The organism is Izhakiella australiensis, assembly GCF_002006995.1.
GTDB classification, from domain to species: Bacteria; Pseudomonadota; Gammaproteobacteria; order Enterobacterales; family Enterobacteriaceae; genus Izhakiella; species Izhakiella australiensis.
Genome location: NZ_MRUL01000002.1, coordinates 541251 through 554444, shown reverse-complemented (window position 1 = coordinate 554444; position 13194 = coordinate 541251). Strand labels below are relative to the sequence as shown.

The window sequence follows — 13194 nt, the reverse complement described above, 5'->3', positions numbered from 1 at the left end:
GGTGCGCATAACCATTATATCGATATGGGCGCGCACGGTCACAGCGCCACCATTGACGCGACAGGCAATGCGGAAAACACCGTTAAAAATATTGCGTTTAACTACATTGTGAGGCTTGCATGATTAAGCTGATTCTTTCCGCGCCGGTTCCGGCGATGGCCCGGGCCTTCGACAGCGCGTTTTCCGCTATACCGGACGTCACCGTGCATCACGGTCCGTTTGAAACACTGGGGGCGTTTGACTGCATGGTCAGCGCCGCCAACAGCTTCGGGCTTATGGACGGCGGCGTGGATGCGGCCATTACGGCGTTTTTCGGCACCCAGTTACAGGCCAGGGTTCAGCAGCATATTATCAGGGAGTATCTGGGTGAGCAGCCGGTGGGCACTGCATTTGTCATTGAAAGCGGGAACAGTAATCATCCCTGGCTGGTGCATGCCCCGACCATGCGAGTGCCACAGACTATCGACGGCACTGATACGGTGTACAGCGCCACCCGCGCGGCGCTGCTGGCCATCCATCACCATAACCTGAATGCCAGCGACGACCAGAGGATTCGGACGGTGGTGTTTCCGGCGATGGGCGCAGGATGCGGGCGGGTGCCACCGATAAGCGTTGCCGCACAGATGAAGCTGGCCTGGCTGAACTTCATCTCACCGGCACAGGGCATCAGCTGGCAGTATGCGACACAGCGTCATCAGGCGGTGGTTAAGGCCTTCGGATGCACTGCAGCAACAGACTGGCACCCGGACATGTGGCCCCTGCGGGGCCGGGGTTGTGACTGCGGTTGCGGCTGGGGCAGCATGGCCGCTGGCACTTATGGTGCGACATCAGACTCCGGACGCGGGCATCATTCCGGTGAATACACTCACAGCATCAAATCGCCAGAATGCAGATGTGGCAGGCATAACCATTACATCCATACCGGCGCTCACACTCACAGCATCCTGCCATCATTACCGGGTTGCCATGATCATCGCGATTTCATCAGTACCATCGCACATCACCACGGAGTAAAAAAATGACCTTTAAAATGAGCGAAGACGCACAGACCATCACCGTTTATAACCTGCGTGCAGATACCCTGGAGTTTATTGGTGCAGGCGATGCTTATATCCCGCCCCATACCGGACTGCCGGCAAACTGCACGGACATTGCACCACCTGATATCCCTGCCGCTCATGTGGCCGTATTTGACCCGGATAAGGCCGCATGGTCACTGGCAGAGGACCACCGGGGCAGGGTGATTTTTGATACCGGAACGGGGAGAGAGATTTATGTTACCGGTCCGGGACCTCTGCCCGACAACACGACTTCAGTTGCGCCCGACGGTCGGTATCAGAAGTGGGACGGCAAGAAGTGGGTGAAGGATTATGAGGCCGAAAAAGCGGCACAGCTGCGTGATGCAGAAAACCAGAAAAGCCGGTTTATGCAGGCAGCGAATGACAACATCGCCCCGCTTCAGGATGCGGCGGAGCTGAATATGGCGACGGACGATGAAAAAAATCAGCTGGCAGCCTGGAAGAAGTACCGGGTGCTGCTGAGCCGCGTTAATCCGGCGGATGCGCCCGACATCAGCTGGCCGCCGGTGCCTGCATAAAACAACCGCAAACAAACGCCAGCGCTGAGCTGGTTTTTTTTGCACATTAAAAAGCGAAAGCCCCGGACTGTTGCAAGCAGCCGGGGCTTCTTCATATCCACAGGGAAAGTCATGCGCAGATGGAATTGACGATGAGAGGGCAAAAAAACTCGCAGTATCAATTTACCCGCTTCGTCGGGCGCTCTCACGCTTTCAGCGCTCCGGCGATTACCCTAACGCATTGAGTTGGTTTTGCATATCCCTGTTCTCATTTTGCAGTACTCTTATTTCACCGTTTACACTGTCGATGTCAGCTTGCAAGCGCCTCATGTCCCGCTCCGCCTCCTCAATCGACCGCTGCATCTGATTATAATCCGCGCTGCCTTCAGCCATATTTCTCAATTGGTTACGATCGTTATTGCATGCCCGCTCCAGCTGAGCTAAATCTCTCTGTGCTCTTGACACCATCCTTTCTAAATTGTCAATATCTCTTTGATTTCTATCAATTCCTGAGTTGAGTCTGCATCGTGCTATTATATGATCTGGATTTTCAGAGTTCCCTGACCATCCAGCTCCGCCTTTCAACATGAATCGGTCAATGACTTTAACGGGGCAGTTAATATCTTCTGACTTTATACCGTTAGAAAGAAATCCTGGGACATTACGAACCGAAGTGATAGTTTTTAAAATATCACTCGAAGGGGATGACGCCCGGATATTATCGACTGCATTCGGGAACATATCCCGCTTTAAATTTTCTATCTGCATAGCTCTCTCTTTTATGTTTTTTCCGTATAATTTCATGAAATTTATACAAACTAAAAGTAAGCAGAAATATCAAAAAACGGTAGTTCCTGCAAATAGTTGGCTGTTGAGCTTGTAATGAATACATGACCCTTTAGCTGAATATGTCGTCCGGCCTGGCCGAAGAAGCAGCCATGAGCATCAATCCGATGGCATCCGGTGCGGCCTCAGGGGGTAGCGTTTCCTCGTAAAGCTCCCGCTTCAGATTACTGCGCATTCACTGCAAATTCCATCCGTCCTGAGAACGGACGTATTTTATGCAGGATGTGGGTTTCTCCCGGCTCACCTTAACTGGCTGTTTTATTATCTGGGTCGGGTTGCAGCCCTGTCAAAAAGTGGTGGGCTGGCGGGAGTTGAGTCCTCGGCCATTTAACAGCAAGAAGGTGAAAAAACAGTTATCAAAACTCAGGAAGTGTAGCGCAAAATCAATAAGTTATCGAGAGTGTGAAATCACTCATTTAAACCTTCAAATCATATTTTTTATTAATTTTATCAAAGAATAATGATTTTTACATGGAACTACTGCTGCGTCATCTGGAATGGTTCGAAGCGGCTGACCTGATTGTTAAAGGCATGGAAGGCGCGATCGCTGCCAAAACCGTGACCTACGACTTTGAGCGTCTGCTGGACGGCGCTAAGCTGCTGAAATGTTCAGAGTTTGGCGACGCGATCATTAAGAATATGTAATACGGTATCGACACTATATAGCCAGCATAGATGCAAAATTTATGCTGGCTTTTTTTTGTCAGCCCTTTCCCCAAAACCTCCCTAAACTGTACATAAAAAGTACGATTCAGACGCTAACCACTATCCAGTCTTTTCCGCATTTTCTCCAGCACCCGCCCTGAATCCTTATCAGACAAAGCGCTGGGCGGCTTATCTGGCCATGCCCTGTTTCGATGTCAACAGGCAGTGGCATCATGTTCGGATGGTTTATATAGCTGCGTCAGGCGCGAAATATCTACAGACTGCTCGGCCTTATGCAGGCTGTAGGCATCCTGTAATCGCATCCATACCTCTGGAGAGCTGCCAATTACGTTAGACAGCCGCACGGCCATTTCTGGCGATACAGATGTTTGCTCCGACACCAGCCTTTGCAGCGTGGACGGTGCGACATCCAGTGCCCGCGCCATTTCCCTGATACCAACGCGTAATTCTTCCATAGCGTCAGCAATAGCGGCTCCGGGGTGGGGCGGGTTAAACATTTTCATCAATGGTAATCCTCATAATTAACGATGTAGGCATCGCCATCCTGAAATTTAAACGTCATGCGCCAGTTGCCATTAACAGTAATTGACCATATTTCATTACGGTCGCCCTTGAGTGCGTGCAATCTGTAGCCGGGAAGATCCAGATCGCTGGCTTTATCTGCCTGGTTCAAAAATGCCAATTGCACTTTAAGTTTTTTGGCGTGTTGCGGCATAATGCCTGCGGTTGAACCGGTTTCAAAGTATTGCTTCAATCCCTTGTGTTTAAACGACTTGATCATCAACTGGTCCCTGTATGCTATAGGGTAATTATGACCATCTGTTGCGTGTTGTGCAACATTTTTCGCTCAATTTCCTTGGGGCGTTTTGGGCAGTTGTGTACAGAGCCAGCCGGGAAGCCGCGATCGCTGCCAAAACCGTGAACCTTAATCATTCAATGTGGTTATTGAGCACGCCTCTTGTGAGGCTGCACGCTGTTCTTTTAAACAATATTTATCAATTTTAGTTATCAAAACCCATGCTTTTGCGCCAGATTATTATGGATAATGCTGAAGGATTAGCCGCTCAACACGGTGAGTTCATTATCCCAGCGCGTTGATTAACATATACCCCAGCGCTGTCATGATCAGCGAGCCGGTGACATGGACGAAAATCGAGGTGAAGGCCCAGAGAACGTTACCCGCCTGGAGGGAGCTGACCACTTCAGCGGAAAAGGTGGAGAATGTGGTCATTCCACCGCAAAGGCCGGTCGTAATCAGCAGCTTCCATGCCGGATCAAGATGTGGGTTTTTCATAAACCAGGCCATCGCACCGCCGATGATAAAGCCGCCCAGCAGATTAACCAGCAGCGTGCCGGGGGGTAAAGAAGGGAAAGTTGGGTTAAGCTTTACCGCCAGTAGCCAGCGAATGACGCACCCAATGGCACCGCCAACAATGACCGCCAGTAACGACTTCATCTGAATGACCTCTCTGTAGCAGCGTGGGGAAAGGCCAGTACGCAGGAAAACAGCAACGCCTGGCTCCCCTAAACGTTAAGGGTTAGTTTGCCAGGCGTCATCAGCCCAGAAGGGCGGTTGGGGCAGGTGGAACGCCATCACCCGTGGTGGGCAATATAGCTTGCATCGCCTAAAGAATCAATCTGCACTGCCCGCAGTTTGGGCTGCGTTGATAATGGATATCACACCGCGTCATCAGGTGTTTTTTGTACCACTACTTCCAGCGCTTTACGCAGAATGTCCTGATTCACCGGCTCCTGCTCTATCTCCAGACGTACCAGCAGGGCGCTTGCTCACGAAGCTTTTCTGAGCGGACAGTTCAGCCAGAATATGACTTATGACTTCAGATTCACTTTGCAGCACTTCGGCGCTGTCTTTAAAAAACTCTGCAATCCGGTCAGAGTGCGGCGCGGCAGTTACGGAAATATCGGTCATTATGTAGCCTCAAATAATAATCTTGCCGGAAAAGTGCCGAGTCATAAAAAATCACTCTGCAACAGTTTTTAAAATAGTTGTACAATATTCAGCACCGACGAAAGCTTAGTGTTACCGCCCTCCATCGCAGGCTGCATTGCTTGTCTATCAGTATAGACGTTTAAAAACCGTTTAAACTTATACAATAAATATAAATGTGTACAATTAATTTTTGAGCATTTAGTGCTTTTCCTGCACCCGTCGCTAATCATGGCGTGTTCAACTCCGCTGGTCTGATGTGACAACCGCTTAAAACGCAACAAGCCAGCCGCGGGGCTGGCTTGTTGCAGACAGCAAAAATGATTAATTACAGGGTGCCGGTGCCGCCGTCTGAGCACCATACCTGGCCGGAGGAATAGCTGCTTTCAGGGGAGGCAAGCGTGACGTAAAGTGGGGCAATTTCCACTGGTTGACCCGGCCTGCCGAGGGGCGTTGAGGCGCCAAACTGCGCCACTTTCTCCATTGGCTGCCCGCCGCTGGACTGCAGCGGTGTCCAGTAGGGACCCGGCGCAACGGCATTGACCCGAATTCCCTCTTTACCCAACTGTTGGGCCAGCGTTTTAGTGAAGGTGACAATGCAGGCTTTGGTCTGAGCATAGTCCAGCAGTATCTCGCTGGGGCTAAAGGCCTGCACCGAGCTGGTATTGATGATTGCCGCCCCGCGCGGCAGGTAATCCAGCGCGGCTTTGGTTATCCAGAACATCGCGTAGACGTTGGTTTTGAAGGTGGCATCGAAATCTTCAGTGGAAAGGGTTCGAATCGATTGGTTAAATTGTTGCCTGCCGGCGTTGTTAATCAGGATATCCAGCCCCTGTAACTGTTCTGCCGCGCTTTGTACCATCTGGCGACAGAATGCCTCACTGCGAATATCGCCCGGCAGTGCTACCGCTTTACGGCCCTCAGCTTTAATCAGTGCGATCACTTCCGCTGCATCGGATTCCTCTTCAGGCAGATAGCTGATGGCCACGTCGGCGCCTTCACGGGCATAGGCGATAGCGACTGCGCGGCCAATGCCGGAATCACCGCCGGTAATCAGCGCTTTGCGCCCCTGTAGCCTGCCTGTACCCCGGTAACTTTGCTCACCGTGATCGGGGCGAGGCACCATTTTACTGGCAAGCCCGGGCGCGGTCTGGGGTTGTTCAGGGAAGGGCGGAGCCGGATATTCCGGAGTCAGTGCTTTGTAGGCTGAATTACGCTGCTCTGTCATCGTTTTCTCCTTGCGCTAAGTGAAGGCTAATTGTAGACGAGGATCACGTTTTTTTCCGTAGTGAGAGCAAGGCAGTTTCGGCAGTCACCGCCTGCGCTCTGGCGAGAAGCTGTTGAATCTTCTTCAAATCTTCATCGCCTGCCGGTTGATAAATCATCAAGCCCAGATCGGGCTGACGGTCGATGGCAAAAGTGGCATATTCCAGCTTCAGCGGCCCGCACTGCGCATGCCAAATCTCTTTCGTGCCTTCGCCAAAACTTTCAACGTCATGCTGGTGCCACAGCTGGCGAAACTCCTCGCTGACGGCGCTTAGCTCATCCACCAACGGCTGAGCATCAATGCCGTTACGTGCCGTATCGCGACGCAGCGTGGCGACCAGAAAGCGTACAATTTGCGGCCAGTGGGGCACCCTGGCTTTCTTCTCCGGATCGGTGAACATCATCCGCAGCAGGTTGCGATCGCGTGGCGCCATACTCTCGTAATTTGCCAGCACCACCGACGCGGCCTGGTTCCAGCCAACGATATCCCAGGTCGCGTTTTTCACCAGCGCCGGACAGAAGGTCAGCGCATCCAGAATGCGCTGTAGCCGCGGTGAGATCGCCTGGGTTTGCGCGTGGCGGATTTGCGGCAGGCGGTTCTGTGCCAGAAGAAACAGATGTTCACGCTCAATATTATTCAATGCCAGCGCCCGCGCCAGCCTTTCCAGCACTTCGGCTGATGGCGCACCGCCGCGACCCTGTTCCAGCCAGGTGTACCAGGTTGCGCTGACATTAGCCAACAGAGCGACTTCTTCACGGCGCAGGCCGGGCGTGCGTCTGCGGCCTGGCGGAAAGCCGAGCGTAGCGGGATCCAGGCGCGCCCGTCTGTCTTTCAGATAGCGTCCCAGCTGATTACTGTTCTCTTCACTCATTGATTCATCCTGTCAGGTCTCCGCCGGCTATCGGCGCATATCGCCCGCCACTTTTACCGCCATGCCAATCAGTACGGTTCCCATCAGATAACGCTGTAGCGACATCCATAGCGGGCGTTTTAACAGAAAGCGGGCGATAACGCCGGCCATGAATACAATGCAGCCGTTAACCAGCACGCTAATGACGCACTGCGTTGCGCCTAATAGCAAAAACTGTTGAAACAAATGGCCGTGCTGCGGGCTGATAAACTGCGGCAGCAGCGACAGATAAAGCACCGCTACCTTGGGGTTAAACAGGCTGGTAAATAGCCCCATCAAAAATAGCTTGCGCGGCCCGTCCGGACGCAGTTCTCGCAGTTGAAACGGTGAACGGCCACCGGGTTTTAGCGTCTGCCAGGCCAGCCATAGCAAATAGCCTACGCCGGCAAGACGTATGGCGTCATAGGCAAACGGAACCGCCATTAACAGCGCGCTGATCCCAAGGGCTGCGCACAGCATGTAAAACACAAAGCCCAGCGCCACGCCGCATAAGGACAGCATTCCTGCTCGCGCTCCCTGACAGAGCGAACGTGAAATCAAATAGATCATATTGGGGCCGGGGGTCAGTACCAGCCCCAGCGCTACCAGAGCGAACGCCAGGTAATGGCTTAGATCGGGCATGTTGACTCCTTTATGAGCAAGGCCGGCATCCGTTTGATGTAACTCAATAAACGCCGCGTCTGAATAAGTACGGTGGTCGTCGCGTTGTAAATCCAGCTATCAACATAATCGTTGTAATGAATTATCGCTACGACCTTTTCCTCTTTACAGTGAAAACCAGTTGTTAACACTTACGGTGGAGACTCACAATGAGCAATGAAAGGAAGACTTTAACAACCGCCAGCGGTATCCCGGTTGCTGATAATCAAAATTCACGTTCTGCCGGTCCACGTGGTCCGCTGATGCTGGATGATTTCCATTTAGTTGAAAAGCTGGCGCATTTTAATCGGGAAGTGATCCCGGAGCGTCGCGTACATGCCAAAGGCTCCGGTGCTTTCGGCACCTTTCGGGTAACGCAGGATATTACCGCTCTCTCAAGGGCCGCGCTGTTTTCTGATATTGGTAAAGAGACGCCGGTTTTTTTACGCTTTTCCACCGTCGGCGGCGAGAGAGGATCGGCGGACACCGAGCGTGACCCGCGCGGCTTCGCCGTGAAGTTTTATACCTGTGAGGGCAACTGGGATCTGGTCGGTAACAATACGCCGGTCTTTTTCATTCGCGATCCGCTGAAGTTTCCCGATTTTATTCATACGCAAAAGCGCGATCCGGCCACTAACATGAAGTCGCCGCAGATGACCTGGGATTTCTGGTCACTCTCGCCGGAAGCTTTACATCAGGTCACTATCTTATTCTCCGATCGCGGTATTCCCGACGGCTATCGCCATATGCATGGCTTCGGCAGTCATACCTATAGTCTGATCAATGCGCAAGGCGAGCGGGTGTTCGTTAAGTGGCATTTCAAGACGCAGCAAGGGATACGTAATCTTAGCGTAGAGGCGGCCAGTGAGCTGGCCGGCAGCGATCCGGATTATGCGCAGCGCGATCTGTACCAGGCCATTGAGCGCGGTGATTTCCCGCGCTGGCGGGTTTGTATTCAGGTGATGACGGAAGCAGAGGCTGCCAGCCGTGATGAGAATCCGTTCGACGTGACGAAAACCTGGTCGCAAAAAACCTATCCGCTGCAGGAAGTCGGCATTCTTGAGCTTAACCGCAACCCGGCTAATTACTTTGCCGATGTTGAACAGGCCGCCTTTGCCCCCAGCAACGTGGTGCCCGGCATCGGTCTGTCGCCGGATAAAATGCTCCAGGGACGGGTTTTTGCCTACGCGGATGCGCAGCGCTATCGCGTTGGCACAAACTACCAGCAGCTGCCGGTCAATGCGCCCGCCTGTCCTTACCACAATTATCAGCGCGATGGTGCGATGCGCTTTGACGGTAACGGCGGCGGCGGCGCAAATTATGAGCCCAACAGCTATGGCGCCGAGCCGAAGCAGAACGCCGCTTTTCGCGAGCCGCCGCTGAATTTTAGCGGTGCGGCCGATCGTTACGATCACCGGGAAGATGAGGATTATTACAGCCAGGCCGGCGATCTCTACCGGCTGATGAACGCCGGGCAGAAAAAGATCCTGACCGACAATATCATTCGGGCTATGTCATCGGTCAGTCGTGACGTGCAGCAGCGGCAGATTGCTCATTTTCTTAAGGCAGATGAAGATTACGGCAATGCTATTGCCCGGGGTTTAGGCATTAATATTGTCTGATACTCAACATCTCTTATGACCATGCTGTACCTGGTTTGACGCTGAGTCTGCCGCGCCGCTGGCGGCCAGCGTCACGCCTCTGAGCGCCCCCGGACCCTGACTTGGCTTAGCGGATAAGGGGGAACTCGCCGGTCTGGCGCCCGGCAGGCGTTTTATCGGGCGTCCAGCCCAGCTCATGCGAAATTTTTTGCGCGGTATCGATCACCAGCAGCGAGAGTCCCTCAAGCCGGGCCAGGGGCAGGCGTTCGGCGGGGCCGGAAACGCTGATGGCAGCAAAAACCTGGCCGTTAGCCCCAAAGATCGGCGCGCCGACGCAGTGGATATCCAGCTCATTTTCCTGCAGATCGAGTGAATATCCGCGCTGGCGGCTCAGCGCTAAGTCGGCCTTCAGTGCGTCACCCTCGGTGAGGGTAAATGGCGTGCGCGCGGGCAGCGTGTCGGCGATGATTTTGTTAATCAGCGCCTCGCTCTGCCATGCCAGGAACGCTTTGCCGACGCTGGTGCAGTAGACCGGCGCCGCTTCAATTCGGGTTATCATGGTATTGCCGCTGGTATTCATCGTCTGGCGCTCTACGTAAGCCATCTGCGCGCCGTCAAAAATACAGAGGTGCGTATTCTCACCGGTGATCAACTGCAACTGCGCAGTCCAGGGGCGGGCATGGCTATCCAGATCCAGATTATGCAACACCAGGTTGCCGAGCTGGAATAATTTCATTCCCAGCTTATAAGTATCCCGCTTGCCATTCTGCTCAAGTAAACCAATGTCACGTAATGATGAAACCAACCGGTGGGTGGTTGCACGCGGCAGGCCGGTGCGTGTGGCAATCTCTGCTGGCGTCAGATTAGCGTCCCGACGAGAAAAACATTCCAGTACCTGCAACACTTTGGTCAGGCTTTTAATTGATGCCTGTGCTCCGTTAACCGCTTCACGTTTGTTCATGGAACTCCCTGCTTAATAACGCGCCTGATTGCTTTCCACCTGGGTGAACAGGCGCAGTCTAGCATGGGTGCTTAGCAAAGCTTGCGGCAAGGTGATAAATATTGGCAAAACCGTCGATTTCTCAAATATAAAACCACAATGTGGGATAATGCTGATTAATTTTTTCACTTTAATCCATGTTTATTTTAATCAACGTGACGCCGTTGGTGCTAATTCTGTTCGCTGGTTTTGTTTTAATAGCTTGTTTTTTATTATTTTTCGTTTCTTCTGGCTGTTTTTTCATAATATGGGTTAGTGATTTGTTATTGTGATCTTAGTTCCACATTAAGGGATTTATGGTTGAAAGTGTTTATCTTATCTCGCATAGATTAATAGACGAGGGCGTAACCGGTGCCCGTTCGATAACTTTCACCAGTCTGGAGTGAGATGATGAGTCAGATCCTATCCGATGAGCTAAGAAAAAAACTGCGTGGCGTTCTGCCGCCGATAGCCATGCCTTTCGACGCCAGTGGCGAGCTGGTTAAAGGCGGGCTGAGAGAACAGATCGACTTTATTATTGATGCCGGCGCCAGCGCGCTGGTGGTCGGCGGCAGCACCGGTGAAGGGCATACGTTGTCAGACGGCGAGTTTCGTCAGGCCATGACTGAAGCGGCAGAAGCGAATAATCATCGCTTGCCTTTTATTGCCGGTTTAATTGTAAACAGCACCCGCCAGGCCATCAGTCGGGTAAAAATGCTGGAAGGGATAAAAATCGATGCGCTGCAGGTTACGCCGGTCCACTATCTGTTTAAGCCGGATGAAGAAGCCACTATTCGACATTTTCGCGAAATTTATGACGCCACTGGCATTCCGATCCTGATTTATAACGTTATCCCCTGGAACTACCTTAGCCCGCAGCTGATGATCCGCATTATGGATGAGGTGCCCGGCGTGGTCGGCATGAAACAGAGCTCAGGCGACCTTAAATCCCTTTCAGATCTGCTGCTCGATAGCCCGAAAGATAAGCTGATTTACAGCGGAATTGATGCCTTACTCTATCCCGGCTTCGCCCTTGGCTGCACCGGCGCGATCTCCGCGTTAGCCAGCGCCGTACCCGGCGTCATCGCCAAACTGTATGGCCTGGTTGAGCGCGGTGAACATGAGCAGGCGCGCGCGATTCATTTCCGTCTGAACGCGCTGTGGAACGTACTTTGCCATGACAATTTGCCAGCCTGCGTGAAGTATCTGCAGCATTTGCAGGGCGTCACTTTATATCAGCCGCGCGCGCCAATGCCGGCAGTGAGCGATGCCCAGAAAAAAGCGATCAAGGCGGCCTTTGATCATCTGATGTCCTGAGCCTCCGATACTCCCCTGCGCCAGCTGGCGCAGGGCAATAAAAACATAACAGCGCCCAACGATCCCCCTGGCGCACAGGAGGCGTTATGCAAAGTAAATCTTACCCCTCGTCCCTGGCATCTGAACCAACACCTTCTTCTGAACATCTGAATCTGGCGCGGCCAAAAAAACATAATTTGCGCTGGATGATCGTTGGCATTATTACCCTGCTGGCGGTGACCAACTATCTCGACCGCGGTAACCTTTCCGTTGCGGCGCCGCTTATCATGCAGGAACTGCATATTAGCAACGCCATGATGGGGGTTATTCTCTCTGCTTTCGTCTGGCCTTACGCCATCATGAATCTGCCAACCGGCTGGGCGGTTGACCGCTTTGGCGTTAAGCTGCTGCTGGCGCTGGCGGCAGGGTTGTGGTCGATTGTCGCCATTCTGACGGGCTTCGCTCGCAGCGTAGAAGTATTTATCGGCCTGCGCGTTGCGCTGGGCGTTAGCGAAGCGCCCCTGTTTCCTGCGGCGTTAAAAGCTACCGATAAATGGTTCCCGGAGCGCGAAAAAGCAGCGGCGACCAGCGTGTATATCGCCGCAACCCAGGCGGGGTTAGCGCTGGCTCCGCCGGTTTCAACCGCGTTAATCGCCGCCTTTGGCTGGCCGCTGATGTTTATTATCATGGGCATATTCGGTCTGATTGCCATGTTAGGCTGGCTGGTGCTTTATCGTGAGCCGCATCAACACCCCTGGCTGCACAGTGATGAACTCCGCTACATCACGGCCGGACAGCAGCACCAGTCGCCGCAGGAAGTAAAGCAGGGCAACCGCATTCCGTTCAGCGAATGGCTGGCGCTGTTTCGCCATCCTTCTCTGTGGTTCATGGTCACTGGCGGCTTCTGCCTGCAGTATGTGTTCTGGTTTTATATCAGCTGGCTGCCAACCTACCTGCAGCAGGCTCAGGGCTTCACCCTGAGTAAAGCCGGTATCCTTTCCGCGCTGCCCTATATTGCTGGCGGCCTTGCGGTGTTAATTGGCGGTCGTTTTTCCGACCGGCTGGTGATACGCGGTACCGATCCCTTCAAAGCCCGGCGGCTCTGTATTGCCGGCGCGGCGGTGCTGACGGCGCTGGCGATGTTCGCCACTGCCCATGCGGGCAGTCCGAGCATGGCCGTGGTTTTATTAACGCTGGGCATGTTTACCTACAGCCTCTCTTCCGGCAATTACTGGACGCTGGCCGCAGAAGCCGTAACCACAAAGCGCTTTGTTGCATCGGTTGGCAGCATTCAGAATTTTGGCGGCTTTCTCGGAGGGGCCTGCGCGCCGATCGTGACGGGCATTGTCGTCGATCGTTTTGGTGGCTTCGTTCCGGCGCTGACGTTGGCGGGGATCCTGGCGCTGGTATCCGCCTGTATGTACGGCCTGGCGCTGCGCCAGCGTCTGCCGATATAAGAGGTGAAA

General features: G+C 53.3%; 15 protein-coding genes, 2 pseudogenes and 1 riboswitch. Of the genes and pseudogenes, 7 read left to right on the top strand and 10 right to left on the bottom strand.

Annotated features, from left to right (window positions below; translation table 11 throughout):
* The 3 genes and pseudogenes from BTJ39_RS25395 to BTJ39_RS05880 form a co-directional block, all read left to right on the top strand.
* A pseudogene (locus tag BTJ39_RS25395) lies at nucleotides 1–123 on the top strand (phage tail protein); the annotation flags it as partial.
* On the top strand, nucleotides 120–1022 hold the full coding sequence (locus BTJ39_RS05885) for a macro domain-containing protein (RefSeq protein ID WP_078001739.1): 903 nt from the start codon (nucleotides 120–122) through the stop codon (nucleotides 1020–1022). The pseudogene BTJ39_RS25395 and the gene BTJ39_RS05885, both read left to right, overlap by 4 nt.
* On the top strand, nucleotides 1019–1597 hold the full coding sequence (locus tag BTJ39_RS05880; RefSeq protein WP_078001738.1) for a tail fiber assembly protein: 579 nt from the start codon (nucleotides 1019–1021) through the stop codon (nucleotides 1595–1597). Before BTJ39_RS05885 ends, BTJ39_RS05880 begins: the two co-directional genes overlap by 4 nt.
* A gap of 207 nt (nucleotides 1598–1804) precedes the next feature.
* Here BTJ39_RS05880 and BTJ39_RS05875 read toward each other — a convergent pair whose 3' ends face one another.
* Nucleotides 1805–2344, bottom strand: a complete 540-nt coding sequence (locus tag BTJ39_RS05875) for a hypothetical protein (protein WP_078001737.1) — start codon at nucleotides 2342–2344, stop codon at nucleotides 1805–1807.
* Between the two features lie 552 nt (nucleotides 2345–2896).
* On the opposite strand from BTJ39_RS05875, the pseudogene BTJ39_RS05865 reads away from it, so the two are divergent.
* A pseudogene (locus tag BTJ39_RS05865) lies at nucleotides 2897–3067 on the top strand (NADP-dependent isocitrate dehydrogenase); the annotation flags it as partial.
* A 215-nt stretch (nucleotides 3068–3282) separates the two neighbouring features.
* Here the strand turns inward: BTJ39_RS05865 and BTJ39_RS05860 are convergent.
* From BTJ39_RS05860 to BTJ39_RS05830, 8 genes are all read right to left on the bottom strand, one after another.
* Complete coding sequence (locus tag BTJ39_RS05860; protein ID WP_078001734.1) at nucleotides 3283–3591, bottom strand: HigA family addiction module antitoxin; 309 nt, start codon at nucleotides 3589–3591, stop codon at nucleotides 3283–3285.
* Nucleotides 3591–3869 carry a type II toxin-antitoxin system RelE/ParE family toxin gene (locus BTJ39_RS05855; RefSeq protein ID WP_078001733.1) on the bottom strand — a complete coding sequence of 93 codons (279 nt, stop codon included), beginning with the start codon at nucleotides 3867–3869 and terminating at the stop codon, nucleotides 3591–3593. Before BTJ39_RS05855 ends, BTJ39_RS05860 begins: the two co-directional genes overlap by 1 nt.
* A gap of 300 nt (nucleotides 3870–4169) precedes the next feature.
* Nucleotides 4170–4544 (bottom strand): fluoride efflux transporter CrcB, encoded by a 375-nt coding sequence (gene crcB, locus BTJ39_RS05850; RefSeq protein WP_078001732.1) that lies wholly within the window; start codon nucleotides 4542–4544, stop codon nucleotides 4170–4172.
* A gap of 84 nt (nucleotides 4545–4628) precedes the next feature.
* Nucleotides 4629–4695: riboswitch (Fluoride riboswitch) on the bottom strand.
* 70 nt (nucleotides 4696–4765) lie between these two features.
* The gene (locus BTJ39_RS25390; RefSeq protein WP_422386011.1) at nucleotides 4766–4834 is read right to left on the bottom strand and encodes a biofilm development regulator YmgB/AriR family protein; all 69 of its coding nucleotides are present in this window, start codon (nucleotides 4832–4834) and stop codon (nucleotides 4766–4768) included.
* A complete protein-coding gene (locus BTJ39_RS25110) occupies nucleotides 4812–5018 on the bottom strand; it encodes a hypothetical protein (protein ID WP_241825870.1) in 207 nt (68 codons plus the stop codon). The genes BTJ39_RS25390 and BTJ39_RS25110 overlap by 23 nt, the downstream gene beginning before the upstream one ends.
* Before the next feature lie 346 nt (nucleotides 5019–5364).
* Nucleotides 5365–6264: an SDR family oxidoreductase gene (locus tag BTJ39_RS05840; protein WP_078001731.1), complete on the bottom strand. Its 900-nt coding sequence runs from the start codon at nucleotides 6262–6264 to the stop codon at nucleotides 5365–5367.
* A 43-nt stretch (nucleotides 6265–6307) separates the two neighbouring features.
* Complete coding sequence (locus BTJ39_RS05835) at nucleotides 6308–7174, bottom strand: helix-turn-helix transcriptional regulator (RefSeq protein ID WP_078001730.1); 867 nt, start codon at nucleotides 7172–7174, stop codon at nucleotides 6308–6310.
* Between the two features lie 27 nt (nucleotides 7175–7201).
* Complete coding sequence (locus tag BTJ39_RS05830) at nucleotides 7202–7834, bottom strand: LysE family translocator (RefSeq protein WP_078001729.1); 633 nt, start codon at nucleotides 7832–7834, stop codon at nucleotides 7202–7204.
* Nucleotides 7835–8022: 188 nt separating this feature from the next.
* Between BTJ39_RS05830 and BTJ39_RS05825 the strand changes: the two genes are divergently transcribed.
* On the top strand, nucleotides 8023–9474 hold the full coding sequence (locus BTJ39_RS05825) for a catalase (RefSeq protein WP_078001728.1): 1452 nt from the start codon (nucleotides 8023–8025) through the stop codon (nucleotides 9472–9474).
* Nucleotides 9475–9580: 106 nt separating this feature from the next.
* Here BTJ39_RS05825 and BTJ39_RS05820 read toward each other — a convergent pair whose 3' ends face one another.
* Nucleotides 9581–10414 (bottom strand): IclR family transcriptional regulator, encoded by an 834-nt coding sequence (locus BTJ39_RS05820; protein WP_078001727.1) that lies wholly within the window; start codon nucleotides 10412–10414, stop codon nucleotides 9581–9583.
* 429 nt (nucleotides 10415–10843) lie between these two features.
* Between BTJ39_RS05820 and BTJ39_RS05810 the strand changes: the two genes are divergently transcribed.
* Nucleotides 10844–11749 carry a dihydrodipicolinate synthase family protein gene (locus BTJ39_RS05810; RefSeq protein WP_078001725.1) on the top strand — a complete coding sequence of 302 codons (906 nt, stop codon included), beginning with the start codon at nucleotides 10844–10846 and terminating at the stop codon, nucleotides 11747–11749.
* A gap of 86 nt (nucleotides 11750–11835) precedes the next feature.
* On the top strand, nucleotides 11836–13185 hold the full coding sequence (locus BTJ39_RS05805) for an MFS transporter (protein WP_078001724.1): 1350 nt from the start codon (nucleotides 11836–11838) through the stop codon (nucleotides 13183–13185).
* Nucleotides 13186–13194: the final 9 nt, after the last annotated feature.

What these genes read in the sequence shown, in the direction of transcription:
- BTJ39_RS05885 (WP_078001739.1), top strand. Translation starts at nt 120, where the DNA reads ATGATTAAGCTGATTCTTTCCGCGCCGGTTCCGGCGATGGCCCGGGCC.
- BTJ39_RS05880 (WP_078001738.1), top strand. Translation starts at nt 1,019, where the DNA reads ATGACCTTTAAAATGAGCGAAGACGCACAGACCATCACCGTTTATAAC.
- BTJ39_RS05875 (WP_078001737.1), bottom strand. Translation starts at nt 2,344, where the DNA reads ATGCAGATAGAAAATTTAAAGCGGGATATGTTCCCGAATGCAGTCGAT.
- BTJ39_RS05860 (WP_078001734.1), bottom strand. Translation starts at nt 3,591, where the DNA reads ATGAAAATGTTTAACCCGCCCCACCCCGGAGCCGCTATTGCTGACGCT.
- BTJ39_RS05855 (WP_078001733.1), bottom strand. Translation starts at nt 3,869, where the DNA reads ATGATCAAGTCGTTTAAACACAAGGGATTGAAGCAATACTTTGAAACC.
- crcB (WP_078001732.1), bottom strand. Translation starts at nt 4,544, where the DNA reads ATGAAGTCGTTACTGGCGGTCATTGTTGGCGGTGCCATTGGGTGCGTC.
- BTJ39_RS25110 (WP_241825870.1), bottom strand. Translation starts at nt 5,018, where the DNA reads ATGACCGATATTTCCGTAACTGCCGCGCCGCACTCTGACCGGATTGCA.
- BTJ39_RS05840 (WP_078001731.1), bottom strand. Translation starts at nt 6,264, where the DNA reads ATGACAGAGCAGCGTAATTCAGCCTACAAAGCACTGACTCCGGAATAT.
- BTJ39_RS05835 (WP_078001730.1), bottom strand. Translation starts at nt 7,174, where the DNA reads ATGAGTGAAGAGAACAGTAATCAGCTGGGACGCTATCTGAAAGACAGA.
- BTJ39_RS05830 (WP_078001729.1), bottom strand. Translation starts at nt 7,834, where the DNA reads ATGCCCGATCTAAGCCATTACCTGGCGTTCGCTCTGGTAGCGCTGGGG.
- BTJ39_RS05825 (WP_078001728.1), top strand. Translation starts at nt 8,023, where the DNA reads ATGAGCAATGAAAGGAAGACTTTAACAACCGCCAGCGGTATCCCGGTT.
- BTJ39_RS05820 (WP_078001727.1), bottom strand. Translation starts at nt 10,414, where the DNA reads ATGAACAAACGTGAAGCGGTTAACGGAGCACAGGCATCAATTAAAAGC.
- BTJ39_RS05810 (WP_078001725.1), top strand. Translation starts at nt 10,844, where the DNA reads ATGAGTCAGATCCTATCCGATGAGCTAAGAAAAAAACTGCGTGGCGTT.
- BTJ39_RS05805 (WP_078001724.1), top strand. Translation starts at nt 11,836, where the DNA reads ATGCAAAGTAAATCTTACCCCTCGTCCCTGGCATCTGAACCAACACCT.